17 protein-coding genes and 1 pseudogene are annotated in these 16,639 nt (G+C 68.2%); 8 read left to right on the top strand and 10 right to left on the bottom strand.

Annotated features, from left to right (window positions below; all coding sequences use genetic code 11):
• The first annotated feature begins 446 nt into the window (after window positions 1-446).
• The 4 genes from BKD26_RS34280 to BKD26_RS34295 all read left to right on the top strand — a co-directional run bounded on the left by BKD26_RS34280 (window position 447) and on the right by BKD26_RS34295 (window position 4,303).
• The gene (locus BKD26_RS34280; RefSeq protein WP_084906343.1) at window positions 447-1,247 is read left to right on the top strand and encodes a DUF2637 domain-containing protein; all 801 of its coding nucleotides are present in this window, start codon (window positions 447-449) and stop codon (window positions 1,245-1,247) included.
• A gap of 348 nt (window positions 1,248-1,595) precedes the next feature.
• On the top strand, window positions 1,596-2,240 hold the full coding sequence (locus BKD26_RS34285; protein ID WP_241518979.1) for a plasmid mobilization relaxosome protein MobC: 645 nt from the start codon (window positions 1,596-1,598) through the stop codon (window positions 2,238-2,240).
• Window positions 2,240-3,940, top strand: a complete 1,701-nt coding sequence (locus BKD26_RS34290; RefSeq protein ID WP_084906345.1) for a mobilization protein — start codon at window positions 2,240-2,242, stop codon at window positions 3,938-3,940. Before BKD26_RS34285 ends, BKD26_RS34290 begins: the two co-directional genes overlap by 1 nt.
• A 39-nt stretch (window positions 3,941-3,979) precedes the next feature.
• Window positions 3,980-4,303 carry a hypothetical protein gene (locus tag BKD26_RS34295; protein ID WP_084906347.1) on the top strand — a complete coding sequence of 108 codons (324 nt, stop codon included), beginning with the start codon at window positions 3,980-3,982 and terminating at the stop codon, window positions 4,301-4,303.
• 45 nt (window positions 4,304-4,348) lie between these two features.
• On the opposite strand, the gene BKD26_RS34300 is transcribed toward BKD26_RS34295, so the two are convergent.
• Together BKD26_RS34300 and BKD26_RS34305 are read right to left on the bottom strand one after the other, a co-directional pair.
• Window positions 4,349-5,038 carry a TrkA family potassium uptake protein gene (locus tag BKD26_RS34300; protein WP_241518980.1) on the bottom strand — a complete coding sequence of 230 codons (690 nt, stop codon included), beginning with the start codon at window positions 5,036-5,038 and terminating at the stop codon, window positions 4,349-4,351.
• Window positions 5,031-6,281 (bottom strand): potassium transporter TrkG, encoded by a 1,251-nt coding sequence (locus BKD26_RS34305; protein ID WP_277622440.1) that lies wholly within the window; start codon window positions 6,279-6,281, stop codon window positions 5,031-5,033. Before BKD26_RS34305 ends, BKD26_RS34300 begins: the two co-directional genes overlap by 8 nt.
• Window positions 6,282-6,580: 299 nt before the next feature.
• Here BKD26_RS34305 and BKD26_RS40670 point away from each other — a divergent pair, with 299 nt between their 5' ends.
• Together BKD26_RS40670 and BKD26_RS34315 are read left to right on the top strand one after the other, a co-directional pair.
• On the top strand, window positions 6,581-6,751 hold the full coding sequence (locus tag BKD26_RS40670) for a hypothetical protein (protein ID WP_179166814.1): 171 nt from the start codon (window positions 6,581-6,583) through the stop codon (window positions 6,749-6,751).
• A gap of 438 nt (window positions 6,752-7,189) precedes the next feature.
• A complete protein-coding gene (locus BKD26_RS34315) occupies window positions 7,190-7,588 on the top strand; it encodes an ATP-binding protein (RefSeq protein ID WP_084906353.1) in 399 nt (132 codons plus the stop codon).
• 250 nt (window positions 7,589-7,838) lie between these two features.
• Here BKD26_RS34315 and BKD26_RS40675 read toward each other — a convergent pair whose 3' ends face one another.
• Window positions 7,839-8,234, bottom strand: coding sequence for a DUF2267 domain-containing protein (locus tag BKD26_RS40675; RefSeq protein ID WP_179166815.1), 396 nt, complete (start codon window positions 8,232-8,234; stop codon window positions 7,839-7,841).
• 402 nt (window positions 8,235-8,636) lie between these two features.
• On the opposite strand from BKD26_RS40675, the gene BKD26_RS34325 reads away from it, so the two are divergent.
• Window positions 8,637-9,017 carry a hypothetical protein gene (locus BKD26_RS34325; RefSeq protein ID WP_084906357.1) on the top strand — a complete coding sequence of 127 codons (381 nt, stop codon included), beginning with the start codon at window positions 8,637-8,639 and terminating at the stop codon, window positions 9,015-9,017.
• 125 nt (window positions 9,018-9,142) lie between these two features.
• Here BKD26_RS34325 and BKD26_RS34330 read toward each other — a convergent pair whose 3' ends face one another.
• Together BKD26_RS34330 and BKD26_RS34335 are read right to left on the bottom strand one after the other, a co-directional pair.
• Entirely contained in the window at window positions 9,143-10,795 is a 1,653-nt protein-coding gene (locus BKD26_RS34330; RefSeq protein WP_084906359.1) for an IS1182 family transposase, read from the bottom strand.
• Window positions 10,796-10,927: 132 nt separating this feature from the next.
• A pseudogene (locus BKD26_RS34335) lies at window positions 10,928-11,750 on the bottom strand (DUF317 domain-containing protein).
• Window positions 11,751-12,123: 373 nt separating this feature from the next.
• Here BKD26_RS34335 and BKD26_RS34340 point away from each other — a divergent pair.
• Window positions 12,124-12,675 carry a hypothetical protein gene (locus BKD26_RS34340; protein ID WP_084906361.1) on the top strand — a complete coding sequence of 184 codons (552 nt, stop codon included), beginning with the start codon at window positions 12,124-12,126 and terminating at the stop codon, window positions 12,673-12,675.
• 114 nt (window positions 12,676-12,789) lie between these two features.
• Here the strand turns inward: BKD26_RS34340 and BKD26_RS34345 are convergent, their stop codons facing one another.
• From BKD26_RS34345 to BKD26_RS40680, 5 genes are all read right to left on the bottom strand, one after another.
• Window positions 12,790-13,425 carry a GNAT family protein gene (locus BKD26_RS34345; protein ID WP_084906363.1) on the bottom strand — a complete coding sequence of 212 codons (636 nt, stop codon included), beginning with the start codon at window positions 13,423-13,425 and terminating at the stop codon, window positions 12,790-12,792.
• A 15-nt stretch (window positions 13,426-13,440) separates the two neighbouring features.
• On the bottom strand, window positions 13,441-13,797 hold the full coding sequence (locus tag BKD26_RS34350) for a VOC family protein (protein ID WP_107418097.1): 357 nt from the start codon (window positions 13,795-13,797) through the stop codon (window positions 13,441-13,443).
• A gap of 47 nt (window positions 13,798-13,844) precedes the next feature.
• The gene (locus tag BKD26_RS34355) at window positions 13,845-14,717 is read right to left on the bottom strand and encodes a hypothetical protein (RefSeq protein WP_084906365.1); all 873 of its coding nucleotides are present in this window, start codon (window positions 14,715-14,717) and stop codon (window positions 13,845-13,847) included.
• Window positions 14,714-16,204: an MBL fold metallo-hydrolase gene (locus BKD26_RS34360; protein ID WP_084906367.1), complete on the bottom strand. Its 1,491-nt coding sequence runs from the start codon at window positions 16,202-16,204 to the stop codon at window positions 14,714-14,716. Before BKD26_RS34360 ends, BKD26_RS34355 begins: the two co-directional genes overlap by 4 nt.
• Before the next feature lie 82 nt (window positions 16,205-16,286).
• Entirely contained in the window at window positions 16,287-16,430 is a 144-nt protein-coding gene (locus BKD26_RS40680; RefSeq protein ID WP_179166816.1) for a hypothetical protein, read from the bottom strand.
• Window positions 16,431-16,639: the final 209 nt, after the last annotated feature.

Genomic DNA, 16,639 nt, shown 5'->3' on the forward strand with positions numbered 1-16,639 from the left:
CGCGATCAAGACCGACGCACGACCGCCGGTCAGGACACCGCCCGCATCCGTCTTGTGCCGTCTTCGACGTCCCCGCCGTATCGCCGCAGGTCACAGCCCGACCAGCCGGGACGGCAGACGGAACGGCAACGTCCCAGCCCCTGGCCCAGCAGATGAGGGCGGGCACCGGCACCAGGCACGCCCTGGTGCCGGTGCCCGCATCAGGCGGAAACGTCAGAGCGCGCCGTCAAGACGGCAACCGACGGGGTTGCCGTACCGGCCCTGACCTGCGCTTGCAACGGCCAAGACGGCAAAGACGGACTACGCCAACACCCCCTCGCACACACCGCAGGAGCCTCACCATCGCCATGGTCACCCCCGCGAAACCCACCCCCGCCGCAGCAAGACCGCAACCGAGCCATCGTGCAGACGGTGACGAAACACGTCCCCGCGAAGGGCGGCAAGTGATGACCAAGGACGCTGCCGAACGGTACGCGCTTGCCGCTGCCGGAGCCGTCATCGTCGCCCTCACCGTCGGCGGATTCTGGCTCTCCTACGCACACCTCGCCGAGGTCGCAGGACAGCACGGTCTGGGCAGATCCCCAGCCCGCCAGTGGGCCTGGCCCGCGACCTTGGACGCGTTCATCGTCGCGGGCGAACTATTGATGCTCCGCGCGGGCCTGCGCCGGGTCACCGACGGATGGGCCATCGCTCTCACGGCCACCGGATCGGTCGGATCCATCGCGCTCAACGTGGCCGGGGTCTACGGCACGCGCCAAGCTGACACCGTGCCGCTGCTCGACTACGTGGTCGCCGCGGTTCCCCCGACCGCCGCGCTGCTGGCCTTCGGTGTCCTGATGCGGCAGATCCACCAACTCGTCGCCGAGCCCACCCCTGGAGGCGGCGCCCCCATGCCAGGCACAGAGCGAGCCGAGGCCGAGCCTCCAGCAGCCGAGGAGCCTCGGACGCAGCCCGTGCGAGACGAGCCGGACGAGGGCGACGGCGAGGTTCGGGCTGAGCTCGAAGCGCCCGATGACAACGGCGAAGCGAAACGTCCCCGTCGTGTCGGCCGACCGGCTACCAACCTCGACGAGCTGGTCGATATCGCACGGCCGCTGTTCACAGCGGACGAAACCCCTACTCGCGAGGCGGTCCGCAAGACCATCCGCGCCGCCGGACACAGCATCGGACAAGACCGGCTCACCCAGGTCATGGCCGCCCTGCGCCCGCAGCCAGCGGGTACGACCGGAGCCGCCGACAGCCGCTGACCGGAAGTATCCGCAGGTCACAGCCCCTTACGGGTCAAAGCGGTACCGGCACCGAAGCCGACGGGCCGGACGAAACTGCAGACCAACTGCAGTGACCGGCACCCCGGCCTGGACCGCCCCAGAGGCGGGCCTGGGGCCCACCACACAGATCCGGTCAACCCGATCGCCGGACACAGCCACGAACGACAGCGCTCGGGACTCGTGTCGCGGAGCCGGTCCGGAAGCCCTCCGGACCGGCTCCGCCACCTGCCATCGCTGCCCGACCAGCCCACGGTCCAACCCCGAGCTCACATCGATGCCCAGCGCTAGCCAGCTACCCCGCCAGAACACGCCATGGAGAACGCACACATGCACCACCAGCACGACGAACCCCGCACCGATCAGCAGCAGATGACCACCACCGCCACCAGCGCAGCAAGGTATGGCGTTGGACCGTCCAAGGGCCGGTCCAACGCAGAGTCCTCCGCCCCGGGGGTGGCGGAGGCGGTCGGGCACCAGGGGGTGCCCGAGCAGGAGAAGCTCATCGACACCGCCGTGCCGCTGTCGCTGTCGCGTGCCGCTGACGCCGCCGCCCTGCACCGCGTCGCCCGTCGCCGTAAGCGCAGAGACGAGCAGCGCAAAGAGCGTGTCGACGTGCGCTACAGCGTCGACGAGAAGACCGAGATCCTCGCCAAGGCCCGGTCGCTGAACATCGCCGGTGCCCACTACGTCGGCGCTGTCGTCATGGCCCACGTCCACGGTGACCTCACCCTGCCCGGCCAGCGCACCCCGCTCGATGACTACATCGATGAGCTGACTGGCCTGCGCCAGCAGGTGGCCAAGATCGGCCACCTCGTCAACCAGGTCGCCAAGAAGCTGAACTTTGGCGGCCATCCACACCCTGGGGACACCGCCATCCTGGCCCAGGCCGAACGCACCCTGGCCGCGGTGGGCACGGCCGTCAGCCACATCGCGGCTGCCGCCAACCAGGCGGTTGCCAGTAAGGCGGGCTGATGATCGCGAAGATCAGCAGTGGCAAGGACACGGCCGGCCTGATCCGCTACCTCTACGGCCCGGGCCGGGCCAACGAGCACACCGACCCGCACCTGGTCGCTTCCTTCGACGGCTTCGCACCCGACCCCGGCCGCGCCGACGACCCTGCGGCCACAAAGAAGCTCCTCGTGGCGGACCTCGACCTGCACGTGAAGCAGGCCCGGCGGCTCGGCCGTGCGCCCGAGCGGCACGTGTGGCACTGCTCCATCCGCGCCGCTGAGACCGACCGCCACCTCAGCGACTCCGAGTGGGCCGACATCGCCCGCCGCATTGTGGCGGCCACCGGCATCGCCCCCGAGGGGGATCCTGACGGGTGCCGGTGGGTTGCCGTCCGGCATGCCGACGACCACATCCATATCGCCGCCACAAAGGTCCGAGGCGACCTCCGCCCCGCCCGCCACTGGAACGACTACCTGACCGCCGACAAGGAACTCGCTGCCATCGAGAAGGAGTACGGCCTCCAGCAGGTCGTACGCGGCGACCGCACCGCCGCCAAGCGACCCACCCGCGCCGAGAAGGAGAAAGCCCAGCGGGCCGGCCACGCGATGACCGCCCGCGAACGTCTGCGGTTCACCGTCCGCACCGCGGTATCGGTGGCCACCAGCCCCGAGGAGTTCCTCGGCATCCTCGCCGCCACCGACAGCGTGCTGGTCGAAATCCAGCGCTTCCCCTCCGGCGACATCCGCGGATACAAGATCGCCATCGAAGGAGACACCAACGCCGCCGGCGAGCCCATCTGGTACTCCGGCTCCAAGCTCGCCCCCGACCTGTCCTTCCCCCAGATCCGCGACCGCCTCACCGCCACCGACCCGACCGCCCAGACGACGAGGCAACACCGGCCCGACCCGTGGCACCAGGCGACCGCTGCCGCCGAGCACATCCCCGACTGCCTCGACCAAGGCGACGACGCAGCCGCCCAAGCCCACATCGCCGCCTTCGGCGAAGCCCTCGACGCTCTGCCCCTCCTCGCCCCCAAGGAAATCCGGCCCCACCTACGTGAGGCCGCCGCCGCTTTCGAACGCGCCACCCGCTCCCGCATCCGGGCCGAACACGAACACGCCCGCGCCCTGCGCGGCGCCATCCGCGCCATGCGCAGCCAGCCGGCACCGCGCGATGGAGCCCTGCTGGCGATGTTCCTCGACGTGGCCATCCTCGCGGTGATCGCCGCCGGACGCTGGCACCAGCTCCGCCAGCACGACCAGCAGGTCATCGCCGCCCGCCAAGCACTCATCCACCTCCAGGCCGCCTACGACCAAGCCGCCGCCGTCCCGCTGGCCGCCCTCGCCCACCGCAAACCCCCCGCGCCCACGGTCGAACGGCTCGCCGCCCTCGTCTACGAGGCCGTACCCACGCACGCCCACCAGGTCCTCGACGACCACGCCTGGGCAGCACTCATCACCGCCCTCGCCGACGCCGAAACGGCCGGGCACGAACCCGCCCCGCTGCTGAAACAGGCAGCCGACCAACGGCCACTGGACGACGCCCGCTCACCGGCACGGACCCTCACGTGGCGCGTGCACCGTCTCATCCAGCACCCCGCTCACAGCACCCGAACCCCCCAAGCCCACACCGTCACGGGCAATCGAGCGGCCAATCACCTCCGGAAGGATCCGCTTCCCCCATGCCAGTCGGTGACGAAGGCTCCGCATCGTCGTCGCTGAAAGAGGTGTGATCGCCGCAGTTCGGGGCAGGCGGGACCTGTGCCATCCGCCTTATCCGAACTCCTGTTGCGGGTGCGGCATGCCCTGAGCCAGGCGGGATTTCACCTGGTCAGTGATGCGGACGACGGCAAGCCGGGGCTTGGGGTGACGGAAGACCCGTCCGGGGTCTTGATCACGTGGACCGCTTCGGACGGGTTCTCTGCGCTGGCCTCGGACCAGTCCGGGGCCTCGGGTGACAGCATGAAGGCCATTGTGCAGACGGCGGTCTCAGGCTTGCTGGCGCAGCTCGGACACACGGTCACGGAACCGTCCGACGACGGTGACCTGCTTGTTCTTGCCGAGGACCCCGGGGCCAGCGAGTAAAGAGCCGACGTCTGGGCAGGGCGCGGCCTCCACCCGCATGCCCGGTTACTGGAGTTCGCTGAAGCGTTCGGTCTGGCGTGTGCGTCCCGCGACGATGATGGTGTCGTGCGCTTCGACCACGGTGTCGGCGGTGGCGTAAGTAAAGTCCTCGCCGGGGCGCTTGATCGCGACGACGGTGATGCCGTATCGGGTTCGTACGGTGCTCTCGGCGAGGCGTTTACCGACGATCTCAGCGGGCGGGGTGGTCTTGACCATGGCGAAGTCGTCCTCGAACTCGATGTAGTCGAGCATCCGACCGCGTACGAGGTGGGCGACGCGCTGGCCCATGTCGTGTTCGGGGTAGACAACGTGCTGGACACCGAGCTGGGTGAGGATGCGCCCGTGGGGCTCGCTGATCGCCTTGGCCCAGACGTCCTGGATGCCGAAGGACACCAGCAGGGAGGCGGTCAGGATGCTGGCCTCCAGGTCAGTGCCGATGGCGACAACCGCACGGTTGAACTCGTGGACGGCGAGCTGGCGCAGGACGCTCTCTTTGGTGGAGTCGGCGCGCACGACGTGCGTGAGAGAGCCGGACATCATCTGGACGACTTCCGGATCCTCGTCGATGCCGAGGACTTCGGTCTCCTCGTCGACCAGTTCCAGGGCCAGGGCGCGTCCGAAGCGGCCCAGGCCGATGACCGCGACGGAGTCCTTGCGGGCGATGCGGCGGGGTTTGGGGCTGCGGTTCCTAGCCAATGACGGGTCGCTCCTCGGGCAGGTCGTACATGCGGATGCGCTGGCGCAGGGCGAGCGCGGAGGCCACGGTGATCGGGCCGAGCCGGCCGATGAACATCAGTGCGGTCAGCAGGATCTGTTCAGTGGCGGGCAGGTCGGCGGTGATGCCGGTGGACAGGCCGACAGTGGCGAAGGCCGAGATGACCTCGAACAGGGAACGGTCGAGGTTGATGTCGGTGAAAACCATGAAGATCACTGTTGAGCTGACCACGGCGGCCACCGACAGCAGCACGACGGTCAGGGCCTGGCGCTGGGTGTCGCCGTGCAGGCGCCGGTGGAAGATGTTCACCGCCCCCTCGCCGCGCACCTCCGCGTATATGACGAAGAACAGCACCGCGAAGGTGGTCACCTTGATACCGCCGGCGGTGCCGGCACTGGCGCCGCCCACGAACATCAGCACGTCCATGCCCAGCCAGCTCGCGGGGTTCATCTGGCCGGTATCAATGCTGTTGAACCCTGCCGTACGGGGCATCACGCCCTGGAAGAAGCCAGCCAGGAGCTTTCCCGGAGTGTCCAGCGGGCCCAGAGTGGCAGGGTTGGTCCACTCAATCGCGGTGATGAACACGCTGCCGCCAACGAGGAAGACCCCGCTCGCCCAGACGACGATTTTGGTGTGCAGCGACCATTCCCGCGGCCTGCGCCAGCGGCGGCGCAGCTCGAACAGCACAGGGAAGCCCAGGCCACCGGCGATAACCGCGAGCGCGATCGGCAGGCAGATCCACGGGTCGGTGACGAACCCCATGAGGCTGTCGGAGTACAGGGCGAACCCCGCGTTGTTGAACGCGGAGACGGCGTGAAAGACCCCAAGCCACAGCGCTCGGGGCCACGGCGTGTCGTAGCCGAGGCCGAAGCGCAGGGTCAGTACGAGCGCGGTGATGGCCTCCAGCAGCAGGCTGACTCTGACCACGCCGAAGACGACCGAGCGTACCTCGCCCAGCCTCAGTGTCTTGGTCTCGGCCGCCGCTGTCAGGCGGGCGCGCAGGCCCATTCGGTGGGAGATCAGCAGGCCGAGTAGGGAGGCGAAGGTCATGATGCCCAGGCCGCCGAGCTGGATCAGGCCGAGGATCACGGTCTGGCCGAACCCTGTCCAGTAGGTGGGGGTGTCCACCACGACCAGCCCCGTCACGCACACGGCCGAGGTCGAGGTGAACAGCGCCTCCAGCAGGGTCGCGCCTCCCGGCCCGGCCTTGGCGACCGGGAGCATCAGCAGTCCGGTCCCGACAAGGATCGCCGTGGCAAAGCCGGCCACGACGAACTGCGCCGGATGCCGCGGCCGCGGCCATCGCCGCCTCACCACAGCGAGTCCACTCTGGCTGCCGACCCCGTCTCAATCAATCGCACTGGACGACGATAGCCATCCATGACGGACTTCTAACGCGCGGGCTCACCAACAAAGCGGACGGTCGCGCCTACAGTTTCTTGCATGCCCCACCAGCCCTTCCCGACTGGCAGCTTCCGAGGACGCAGCGCCCGCCTGTCGGCAAAGTGCTCGCGGACAGCCTCATGAAGAGATCCGGCGCAGACCAGGGCATCCGGCGCATGGTCTACGCCCTGACCGGTACCGCGGTCATCCTCATCGCCGTCGGTGTTCCTACCCGCCAGATGTGGCTGCTCGGATTGGGCGCCTGGGTCCTGATCGGCGCGTTCCTCGTGGAAATGATCTATAGACCGTGAAGTCCGGTACACATCCGGGCCGAGATCGGCAATATGGGGGGCCGCGTATACGTGGAGACCGGGGGCTCGCTTTCCTCTCCAGCCGACCTTGCGTTACCTGTACGGCAAGGGCACCCACGGGGAGCCCGTCGACCCGCGCCTGGCCGCCTCCTTCGACAACATGGTCCCGGCCCCCAGGCGCGAAATGCAAGAAGAGCATGGACGAGTTGGGCGGCCTTCCCAGCCACACATGACATCGAGGCCGCGCCGACGGGCCTGCCCCACTCCTGGCCGTGGCATCACCCATTAAGGGCCGCTGAGCGCCTGTGGTCTAACCTCAACCGTGCACGGCGCCCATGGCCACTCTCATCTGGCCACCGAAACCCGCACGGCGAGTGATTGCCTACATTCCGGGCATACGTCTGACCCGGGAACTGTCGGACAACGCCGGAGGAAGCGATGGTGCAGCCACCCGAGGCACAACACCCCGACCCCTCCGGCAGGAGGCACATCCGCACAGCCGGACAGGCACGTGATGTCACGCGAGGCTTTCTGTCCTCCGTGGGCCCTTCCGACAGCGCCGAAGCGGAAGCCGTGGTCCTGGTGGTGTCCGAGCTGGTGACCAAGGCGGAACGGCACGCAGGCGGCGTCACAGGATTCCGGCTGGACGCCGCAGCCGGCAGCGTCACCGTGACCGTCTCCGACGCCAGCACAACCCCGCCACGCCTCCGGCGCACCGACGCCTTCGAACCCGGCGGATTCGGCTGGCCCCTCGTCCAAGAGCTGGCGAGAAGGGTAAGCGTCAACATACACCCACACGGCAAATCCGTCCGAGCCGTGCTTCCGCTGGCGCACTGACCACAGGAGGGGTGACCAGCGTAGAAATCACAGCCCGCTGTTTTGGCCGCGTTGGCTTCCCACTGCTCCGAACCCCGCACCTGCACGCTGCTAGTGACCTGTCGGGGACTGCGCTGGAAGCTTGTTTCGGGCCTGCCGCGGCCGGTGAGCCGTCATGGGCAGTGGGGCGGGAGCGGTAGCGTTCGGCTGGCTGGGGTCGGCGATTCACCTTGTCGGGTGCCGGCCCCAGTGTGTTGAGGACGTTGGTGGTTCAGATCATCCCGCGTCTGCCGAACAGGGGCGCATAGTCGGGTGGCAGTTCGTGCAGGATTTGCGCGGTCAGGCCCCGGGTTTGTGTGTCGGCGAGGCAGGTCAGCACGGCCTCGGCATCCCAGCGGGCGGTTTTCAGGTCCGTCTCATTCAGCTCAGCCATCCGGCGACAGAATTCCTGCGCGCAGAACTGCTCGGGTTCCTCCGGTGAGCGACTCTCCAGGGCCTCGGTCAGGAAGGCCGGCAGTTGGCGAGCCAAGGCCGCCGCCGTGTTGGGGCCGAGGCGGGAAGCGAGCACGGTCAGTGCCGAGGTCAGGACCTGTTCGGCGTGTTCCAGGTCGGCATAGCCGCCACGGTCACGGACCTGGGCAAGGAAGTCGTCGTAGCCCGCGCTCATACTTCCCACCATCCCACAGTGGCCGGGAACCCATCCGGCGAGACGAGCACGCCCAGCGACGCTCGTCCGGACAGACGCGTTCCAGCAGCCCGATAGGCCATCCCTGACCCGTCCTGCCGTCAACGGCTGCGGCCGTCCCTCGATCACGCCGCTTCCACCTCGCGCCGCAGGCTCATCTGCCCGGCGCATCCGAAAGCTCCCACGGTACCTGGCCCGAGGCCGCCGCGCCCCGTCACGGCGCCCACCACACAGGCCGGCGCCCAGCGCAGTAGATGACTCCGGCCTTCGTCGCTGACCGGAGAAGCGGGCGGAACATAGCCGACGATCGCCGGTTGGGCAAACCGGCGATCCTCCGGACCATTGATGCCTCCACCCGCCCGACCCCCTGTGAGGAGCACCCGTATGCCCACGACCACAGCCCGCCCCGAGATCGTCGCCCTGCTCTGCGACGCGGACTTCAAGCGCTGGCGTGACACCAAAACCTGGACCCATCGCGACGGACGCCCGTTCAGCAAGGAGGAACAGGCCCTCATCTTCAGGGCCACTCGAGTCGAACTCGAAGAGGTGAGCGAACAGATAACGCGATACCGGGAGTACCTGCGCACGATGGACGAAGCACCGGAGGCTCTGCAGCGCTTCCTCGCCCCGTTCATGGAGCAGCTCACCAAGAAGAACCTCGGCAACGCCGTTCAGCTCATGAGCAAGGAGGAACGGGCGGAGTTCGATCGACTGCTCGGCCTCACCATCGAACCGGTCCGCCCCTTCACTCCGTACACCTTCTGACGAAGGCCCACGTCACTCAGTGACAGGGGTGACGTGGGAGAGACGCCAGAGCACAGCAACGCTGAAGCCGGGCCTCCCGACGGGGATGCTGTTGGTAAATTCGGCCCGGTTGCTTCGCCCCGTCGCTATGCGGCGGGGCGAAGTGCTGTCAGAGGGCTGGTGCGGGTGCGGGCTCGGGGCGTGTAGGTGAGCCAGGCGTCGATGCGGATGAGGTTGACGGCAGCGCCGGTTAGCTGGTGTTGGAGGCTCGTCTTGGACAGACCGCGGTAGCGGGATCTGCGCAGGCCGCAGACTTGGACTGCCTGGGAGATGGTGCCTTCGATGCCGGCACGGATCTTGTAGCGGTTCTTCCACTCGTCGGTCGCCTGGAGCTTTCGCGCCTGCTGGAGTGCTTCGTACTCGTCACGAGGCCGGAGGTTGATCTCCCGCCGTCGGGGTCTGGGGGAGTTGACGCATTCGGGCAGCTGGGGGCAGGTGCCGCAGTCGGCCGGAGAGAACCGGACCCGGACCTCCGCCAGGCCCTCCTTGGAGGGGCGCTCGGCCCATTGCGTGCTGACAGCGCCGTTCGGGCAGGTCACGTACTGGTTGTCCCAGTCGATGGTGAAGGCATTCTGGCTGAAGGCGGCATCCCCCCGGGCGTGGGGGACAGTCACCGCCTTCAGCGGTCCGTGCAGACCGATGCTGTGGTCACGGCGGGCGGCGGACAGGGCACCGGCGTTGGCATAACCGGCATCCACCCAGTGCTCGCCCGGCAGCAGATCCCGCCGGGCGAGCTCGGCATGGACCGGGGCAGACATCCGGTCGTCGGAGACGCTCGCGACCGTGCTCACCACGCTCGTGACCAGATGCGGGGTGCTCTCCTCACACGTCTCGGTGACGTGGACCTTGTAGCCGTCCCAATTGATGTCGAGCTTCCCGCCGGTGCGCGCATCCAAGTCATAGGGAGTCACCACGCGCTTCAGGCCCCGTGGCCGGTCTTTTGGGCCCCGGCGGGCCACCTCCCCCTCGATCAGGTGGAAGTACTGCACCCACACCTGCCGCAGCACCTCCGCCTGCGGCAGCTGCCTCAAGCCCGGTGGCGCATCCTTCGCCCAGATCATCTGAAGCAGGTGCATGCCGTCACTGCCGACCCGCCGATACGCCTGGTCACGCCGGGACCGCTCCTTGGGGAAACGGGAGTCCTCAGCCCGGGTGGCGTAGTGCTTGAACCAATCCGGCCGGGCATGCTCGCTCAGCCAGTCCGGTTCGGCCGAAGCCACGGCGTTCAGCGCCCAGCGCAGGGTTTCCGCGACCAGTTCCAGCTGGTTGAGCTCGCGCACCGCGGACAGCAAGTGAGTGGAGTCGGTCCGTGCACGGCCCCGAGCGGTGATCAGGCCCCGCCGGCGGGCCGCAGCCAGCACCGCGTCCAGGATCTCCCGGCCGCCGTCCGCTCCAATGAGCCGATCACGGAACTCCGAGAGCACCGAGTAGTCGAACCCCGCGTCGGCCAGCTCAAGCCCCAGTGCGTACTTCCAGTCGATACGGGCCCTCACCGCCTCTGCGGCCTGCCGGTCAGTCAGCCCCTCCACGAACTGCAACACCAGCACCAACGCCAGCCGCCCCGGCGACCAAGCGGGCTTCCCCCGCGCGGGGAACAGACCCGCGAACTGCCCGTCCCCGAACAACGGCCCCAGTTCGTCCCGCATCCGGATCGCCAGACTCCCCTTCCGGAAAGCCGCCCGAGCCACCCGTACCGTCTCCGCCGGAATCTCCCCCGGCTCCTCCGGCCGCATCGACATCGATACCCTCCCCAAACGACGTCGGCTCCCAAGACCACAACCAGGTCTTGGGAGCCGACGTCACGAGAGGATCCGAATTAACCAACGGCATCCCCGAAATGGGAGGCCCGGCTTCATTGCGTGGGGCAATTCTCAGCTGGCCGGGGCGCGCATCAGCTGGTCCCGCGTACTCTCCGGTAGGACCCGGCGCAGCACCGGTGCGGTAGAGCTCAGCGACGAGGCGAATGCGGCGACAAGGCCGTGCGGCACGCTGGCACCGAACGACGCAGCCCACAAATACGGAGCGCCCATCGCAGGCTCAGCCCACGCCTGCCAACCGAACGGCCCTGTCCCACCCGGCTCGGTGGTCAGGCCGCGGGGGTCGGCGTCCTGGATGAGGGGCGGGACCTCGCTGAGGCTGAGGCGGCCGGTGAACGTCGGATGCATCGCCGTCGCGTGGGGCTCGTCGGCATCGCGGAGCCAGCCGTGCGCGGTGACCGCGTCAAAGACCACCTTGGGCTCGGTCAACGCGGCCGTAGGACGGTCGCATCGATCAAACGCGAGGAGGAAGTCGGTGAGGACCTCGCCCGGGACATCGGGGGTGAAGTAGGCGGACCAGTCCGCGAGCGGGCTGGTCGCGTCCGAACGGGCGGAGACCTGCCCAGGCTACCGGCAACCCACCGAGGTGAAACGGCTCGTCGGGCAGCACCCACTGAGCCCACCGGAGGGCGTCGGGGCTGATGTGGAGGACGGTGCTCCGCAACACCTGACGGTCCTCCAACGGCTCGTCGAGCTCACGCCGCCCACGGACGACCGTCAGGCTCGTCCAGCCGAGGCCGGCGAGCGTGTCGGCGACGGCGTCGTAGAGATGCCCGTCGTCACCAGCCAGGTGCCGGGGACCGACCCAGTACGCGGACGGGGCGCCGATCGGCAGGGACGGGTCGAACGGGAACTGCGGGTTCAGAAGCGCCTCCAGAGCATGGGGGAGATCTACTGCCCGCCGACGGAGCGAGCGGACATCAGGGGCGGGATGGTAGAGACACCACCGGAGAGAATTCGCGGCTGGGCAGCCTCACCGGAGCCATCGTCGTCGTGCTCCGAGACCACGTTGCCTTGCCCCCGAGATCTCCGGGAAGGTCGTCTACGTTGACATGTCGTGCCCACCGTGACCAGCCCTTCTACGAGCTTTCCTGTCTGCCCCCGGCGAACTCCTGTCATGTCTCACCCAATCGAGGCGTTTTCAACGACCCTAGTCGTGCGGGGTATCGCAGAACCGTGTCACCAGCCACAAACCGCGGAACCATCCCGAACCACGACGGCGCCCTGAAAATCCGTGGCACCCTGGCCTGATGTCAACGAACGCCGTCACTCTGGCCGTTGCCTTCATCGCTCTCGCGGGAGTCATCTTCACCCCTGTGTTCACCGCGAAGGCAACGCAGCGCAACCGGCAGGAGGACCGCAGGCAGGCAGAGTCCGACCGCCGGGAAGACCGGCTACGGGCGGCCTGCGACCGGTTCCAGGACGACTGCGACGCCCTACAGGACAAGTTCGAGGCCGAAGTACGGTTCGTCTTCTCCAGCTACAACCTTCCCGGCTACGGCGCTCCGCCGGAGATTGAGGAAGAGACGATGGGGTCGACGGGGGAGTCGTGGAACGTCGTGCACACCGCCCTCAAGGCGGTCGGCCGGACAACACGCCGCATCTACCAGGAGGACCGGGACCTGGGAGCCGTGGCCCGCAACGCCCATCGGTCACTTCACGAGGAAGTCGACATCCTTCGGGAGGCACGCCAGACCCCTTCGGGAGAGGCACGGGAAGCCCTGCACCGGCGGTGGCTGCAAGCCCAGCAGCGCTCGGACCGGCTCCGGGAGAAGTTCGACGACGCCGTACTGAAGATCTGAGCGACCGTGCGTCGTCCCCCTCGCTGCCGGTTCCGTCCTTCCTGTCAGCTCTGGGCTCGGGCCCAGCGTGGGGCCGCGTCGTGCTAGCAACGACTCGTCTCCACCGCTACCCCATCAACGGAACAAGGACATACAGATGGGGAGTCCGATGATTTCGACGGGTGTACGAGGGGCGTAGCTTGGCCAGTCTGCCTGTTCGAGGACCTCCTCATGCGCATCGACCGCGACGTCGCCCACGGCGACCCGGTGCACGCCGTTGGGGCGGTATCCGAACTTGCTTGAGACGGCCCGTGAAGCGGTGTTGTGGGCGAACGCTGTTGAGGTGACCCGGCGGGCGCCCAGTCCGTCGAAGGCCAGAGCGAGTGCCGCTGCGCGCATCTGCGTTCCGAACCCCTGGCCCTGGAACTGCTGCCCCACCCAGAAACCAGTGCGGGCCTCGCCGGTGACGGCGAAGTCACGTGCCGAGAGATTCTGCTGGCCGATGACCTGTTCGCCACGGAAGACAGCGAGGAGTAGGCGCCAGTTGTGTCGCGCCCAGTCGCCTCTGGCCCACCAGTGGTTCTGCAGGACATTGCGGGCTCGTTCTTCCGGCGGTCCTGATGCCCAGGGCTGGGGGAAGCAGACCGCGTCGTCGGCATGGACTCCGTCGGCGGCTACCTGTGCCAGCTCGTCGAGCTCGGCATCCGTCGGCAGCCGAAGAGTGAGGTCTGGGGTAGTGAGTTCGAGGGCGGTCAGGGGCCAGTGGCGCATGGCGAGGCTCCGGGGTCAGGGGCCGTCGAGGCCGAAGATGGTGCCGAATGGGTCGACGAGCTGACAGATCCGGCGCCCGGGCTCGACGTCGAGGGGGCCGCGGTGATGAGTGCAGCCGGCGTCGAGGAGGCGTGTGCGTTCGATCTCCAGGTCGTCGACGGTCCAATAGGGAACGGTGCTGCCCCCGTGCGGGTTGTTCCTCGGCGATGCCTGGTGGAAGCCGAATTCCATCCCATCGAGGTCGAGCCAGGCGTAGACGTTGGGGCCGTCTACGTCGAGCTTGACGTCGGCGCCGAAGATCGTGGCCCACCAGCGTGCTGCCGCTTCGGGGTCCTTGACGAAGACCATGACGGTGCGGATACCGCGGATCACTGAACGTTCTCCTTGCTCTTGGGGGTGGCACGGTATCGCGGTGATGGTCAGCTTTGTGCGCCGTGCAGGGAGTGCAAGCCGGTGGCAGTGGCGAAAGCGGTCAACGCGTTCACCAGCGCGACGCCGGTCCACTGGGCTCCGAGTTCGTTGACGTGTCGGAGGTACGCGTGCCGTATCCAACGCGGTCGCGGATACCGGTCGTTGCTGCCTGCGATGTAAGCCAGCGTGATCAGGTCCGGCAGTCCTGTCAGATCCGGTCGTAGTGTCTCGGCGTCGATGAGAGCGAGGCCGTCGTCGGGGTGGCGCCGAACGTGGTCGGGCTTGAGATCGAGATGTCCGAGGGGGACATGATCGGGCCCATGGGCGTCGGCCATGAGCCGCATCAGGTCGTGCCAGTCGGCGGGGCTGCTGATCCAGTCCGCCGCTGGCGAGGAAAGGGCGATCTCCACGCGCCAGGAGGACATCGCTCCAGCGACGGCAGGGTGCCAGCGAGCAGAGGCAGTGTGCACGACTGCCACCCTATGAATCAGTTCATCGAAGGCGTCGGCGTCTGTCAGGTCAACGCCATGGCTGAGGTAGTCGACGACCAGCGTCCGGGAGCTGTCGGACGAGCTGTATAAGGCCGGCAGCACCTGTTCGTCGGCCAGCACCTCGTAGGCGAGCATCTCGCCGAGGTAGGCAGCCTCATCGGCATGGCGTTTGAGTAGCTGCACGGGTGGGTCGCCGAGGGCGAAGGCGGCGGTGCGGTACCGGGCGGAGATACACCGCGCTGGGGAGGGGGCGTCGGGATGGTGCTGGTGTAGGAGCGCGTGGGCCTGTCGTTCCGCGAGGGCGTGGTCCGTGCTGAGCGGGTTGGCCAGCCACCCGTCGGGCCGCGTGCGGGCTGCGCCGTCCAGCGGCCCGGCGGGGGCGGCGTTCACGACAGGGAGTCCATGCCGAGCGCGACGAGGCTGTTGCTGTAGCAGCGGGCGGCGAGGTCGGGGCGTTGGTGTTCGCCGTAGATCGCGAACAGCGCGTAGACCGGTGAGTCGAGGCCCTCGCCGATGTGCCAGCCCTGGTACGAGCCACCGACGACGTCCCAGATCTGGGCCCGTCCGAGGAAGAGCGAGGCGAAGTCCTGGAAGTAGATCTCGATGCCGAAGGGGTAGGCGGCAATGGCCGCTTCCCGACTTGTGGTCTCGACCTTGTCCCAGGAGGGGCCGGCGATGTTCCAGGCGTAGGAGTCGACGGTGCCGGGCTGACCTGGCGGGTCGAGCAGCCGCAGGACGAGGCGGTGACCGCTCAGGGGGCCGTGCAGGTAGTCGTGGATGCTGGCGGCCAGGGCGCCGGTGCGGGTGGCGATCAGTTCGCGGGCCAGGCGGGGAAGCTCGTCTGCCACCAGGGCGCGCGCCTGCTGCCATTCCTCTTCGGGGAGGGCCGGGGTGATCGCGGAGGGCATCACCTGCTGCGGTTCGGCGAGGAAAACTTGCTGCGTGGCGAGAGCTCGCTTCTCGGCGATGGGGTCGGGAGTGACCCACGTGGCGTGGGAGCGAGTGATCGGGCCTTCTCCCGTGGGCACCGTCAGTCGGTCGCCGGGGCGGGGGCCGTGGACGTGGAACAGGTGCTGGAGCTTGTTTGCCATATCCGCGAGTGCGGCGTGGTCGGAGTAGAGGAACGGGCCGTGCGGGCTGCGAGGGGCTGTGAAGCCGTTTCCGCACAGGGCCACGTCCTTCACGCCGTCGAGCGGTGCCAGGTAGTCGATGAGGAGGTTGTGGAGGATTTCGAGGCCGGTCTTCCGGTTGCGCGGCCCGTCGAGGCCGGGCAACAGGTTGTTGTCCGCGCCGAGTGCGCCGTAGGGGACCGTCTGGGCGTTGTTGGAGACGACGGCAAGGCGAGGCGGGGCGAGAGCTCCGTCGGCCAGCTGCTCGATGTAGAGGTCGGACACGTCGGCGTCCACCCCGATGAAAACGTCGTTGCCTGTCGTGCCGGCGAGCCGAACCAGGGGCTGGGCGACCCGCTTCTCCCAGAACAGGGTCCGGGCGCCGGCGGGGTAGAGGGTGATCTCGATGTCGCCGATGTGCAGCGGCTGCGTGTGATCGACGCGGTGGACGGTGAATCCCAGGGCCGCGATGGCGTCGGTAACGGCCGTCGGCGTGGTGATGCCGGTGTAGACGGGGGCGCTGCGGCTGAGGAGGTTGAGGGACGGGAGGTGGAAGTGGTCCAGATGCTCGTGACTCAGGATCACTGCGCCGGGGGCGGGCATGCCCATGGTGTCTACCGTGCGGGGCGGCCAGATCTCGAATTCCAGGTTCCCGGCGCCGAAGGCGGGGGCGAGGATCGGGTCGAGCAACACGGTGGACAGGCCATCGGTGATGTGCCAGGTCTGGTGGCCCAGGAACGTCAGCTCAAGGCCGGCGGGAGCAGCCATGACGATCTCCTCTATGCGATCGGACAGTGCGAGCGGGCGGAGGGGGACGCCGGAGCGACCGGCGTCCCCCTCCGCGTTGCGGCTACCGGTGGTAGGTCGTCGGGGAGCTGCTGGTGGTGCCGGTCGCGGCGAACGCCTTCACGCGCCGCTGGATCGCCCGCACGGATTCGGGCGTGACGGCAGGAGCAGCTACCTGCTTCGCCGACTGGGGCTTCCCTCGGTCCATCTCGTACCTCCATCGCATCGGTTCCTCGGCGGATGCGGGTGCACCCGCCGCTGCCCACCCATGAGAAGCGGCGGGGGAATGCGGGGTCCGTGCGTCGTCGCCCCAGGTGGGGTGGGGGGTGACGTGGTCTCCGCGCACGTAACGACCACGGGAACGAACGTACGGACGAGGCCAATTGGGCCTCAATGAAGTTGCACGAGGTTGCGCGG

It is taken from the genome of Streptomyces sp. CB03238 (assembly GCF_002099185.1).
Taxonomy (GTDB): domain Bacteria; phylum Actinomycetota; class Actinomycetes; order Streptomycetales; family Streptomycetaceae; genus Streptomyces.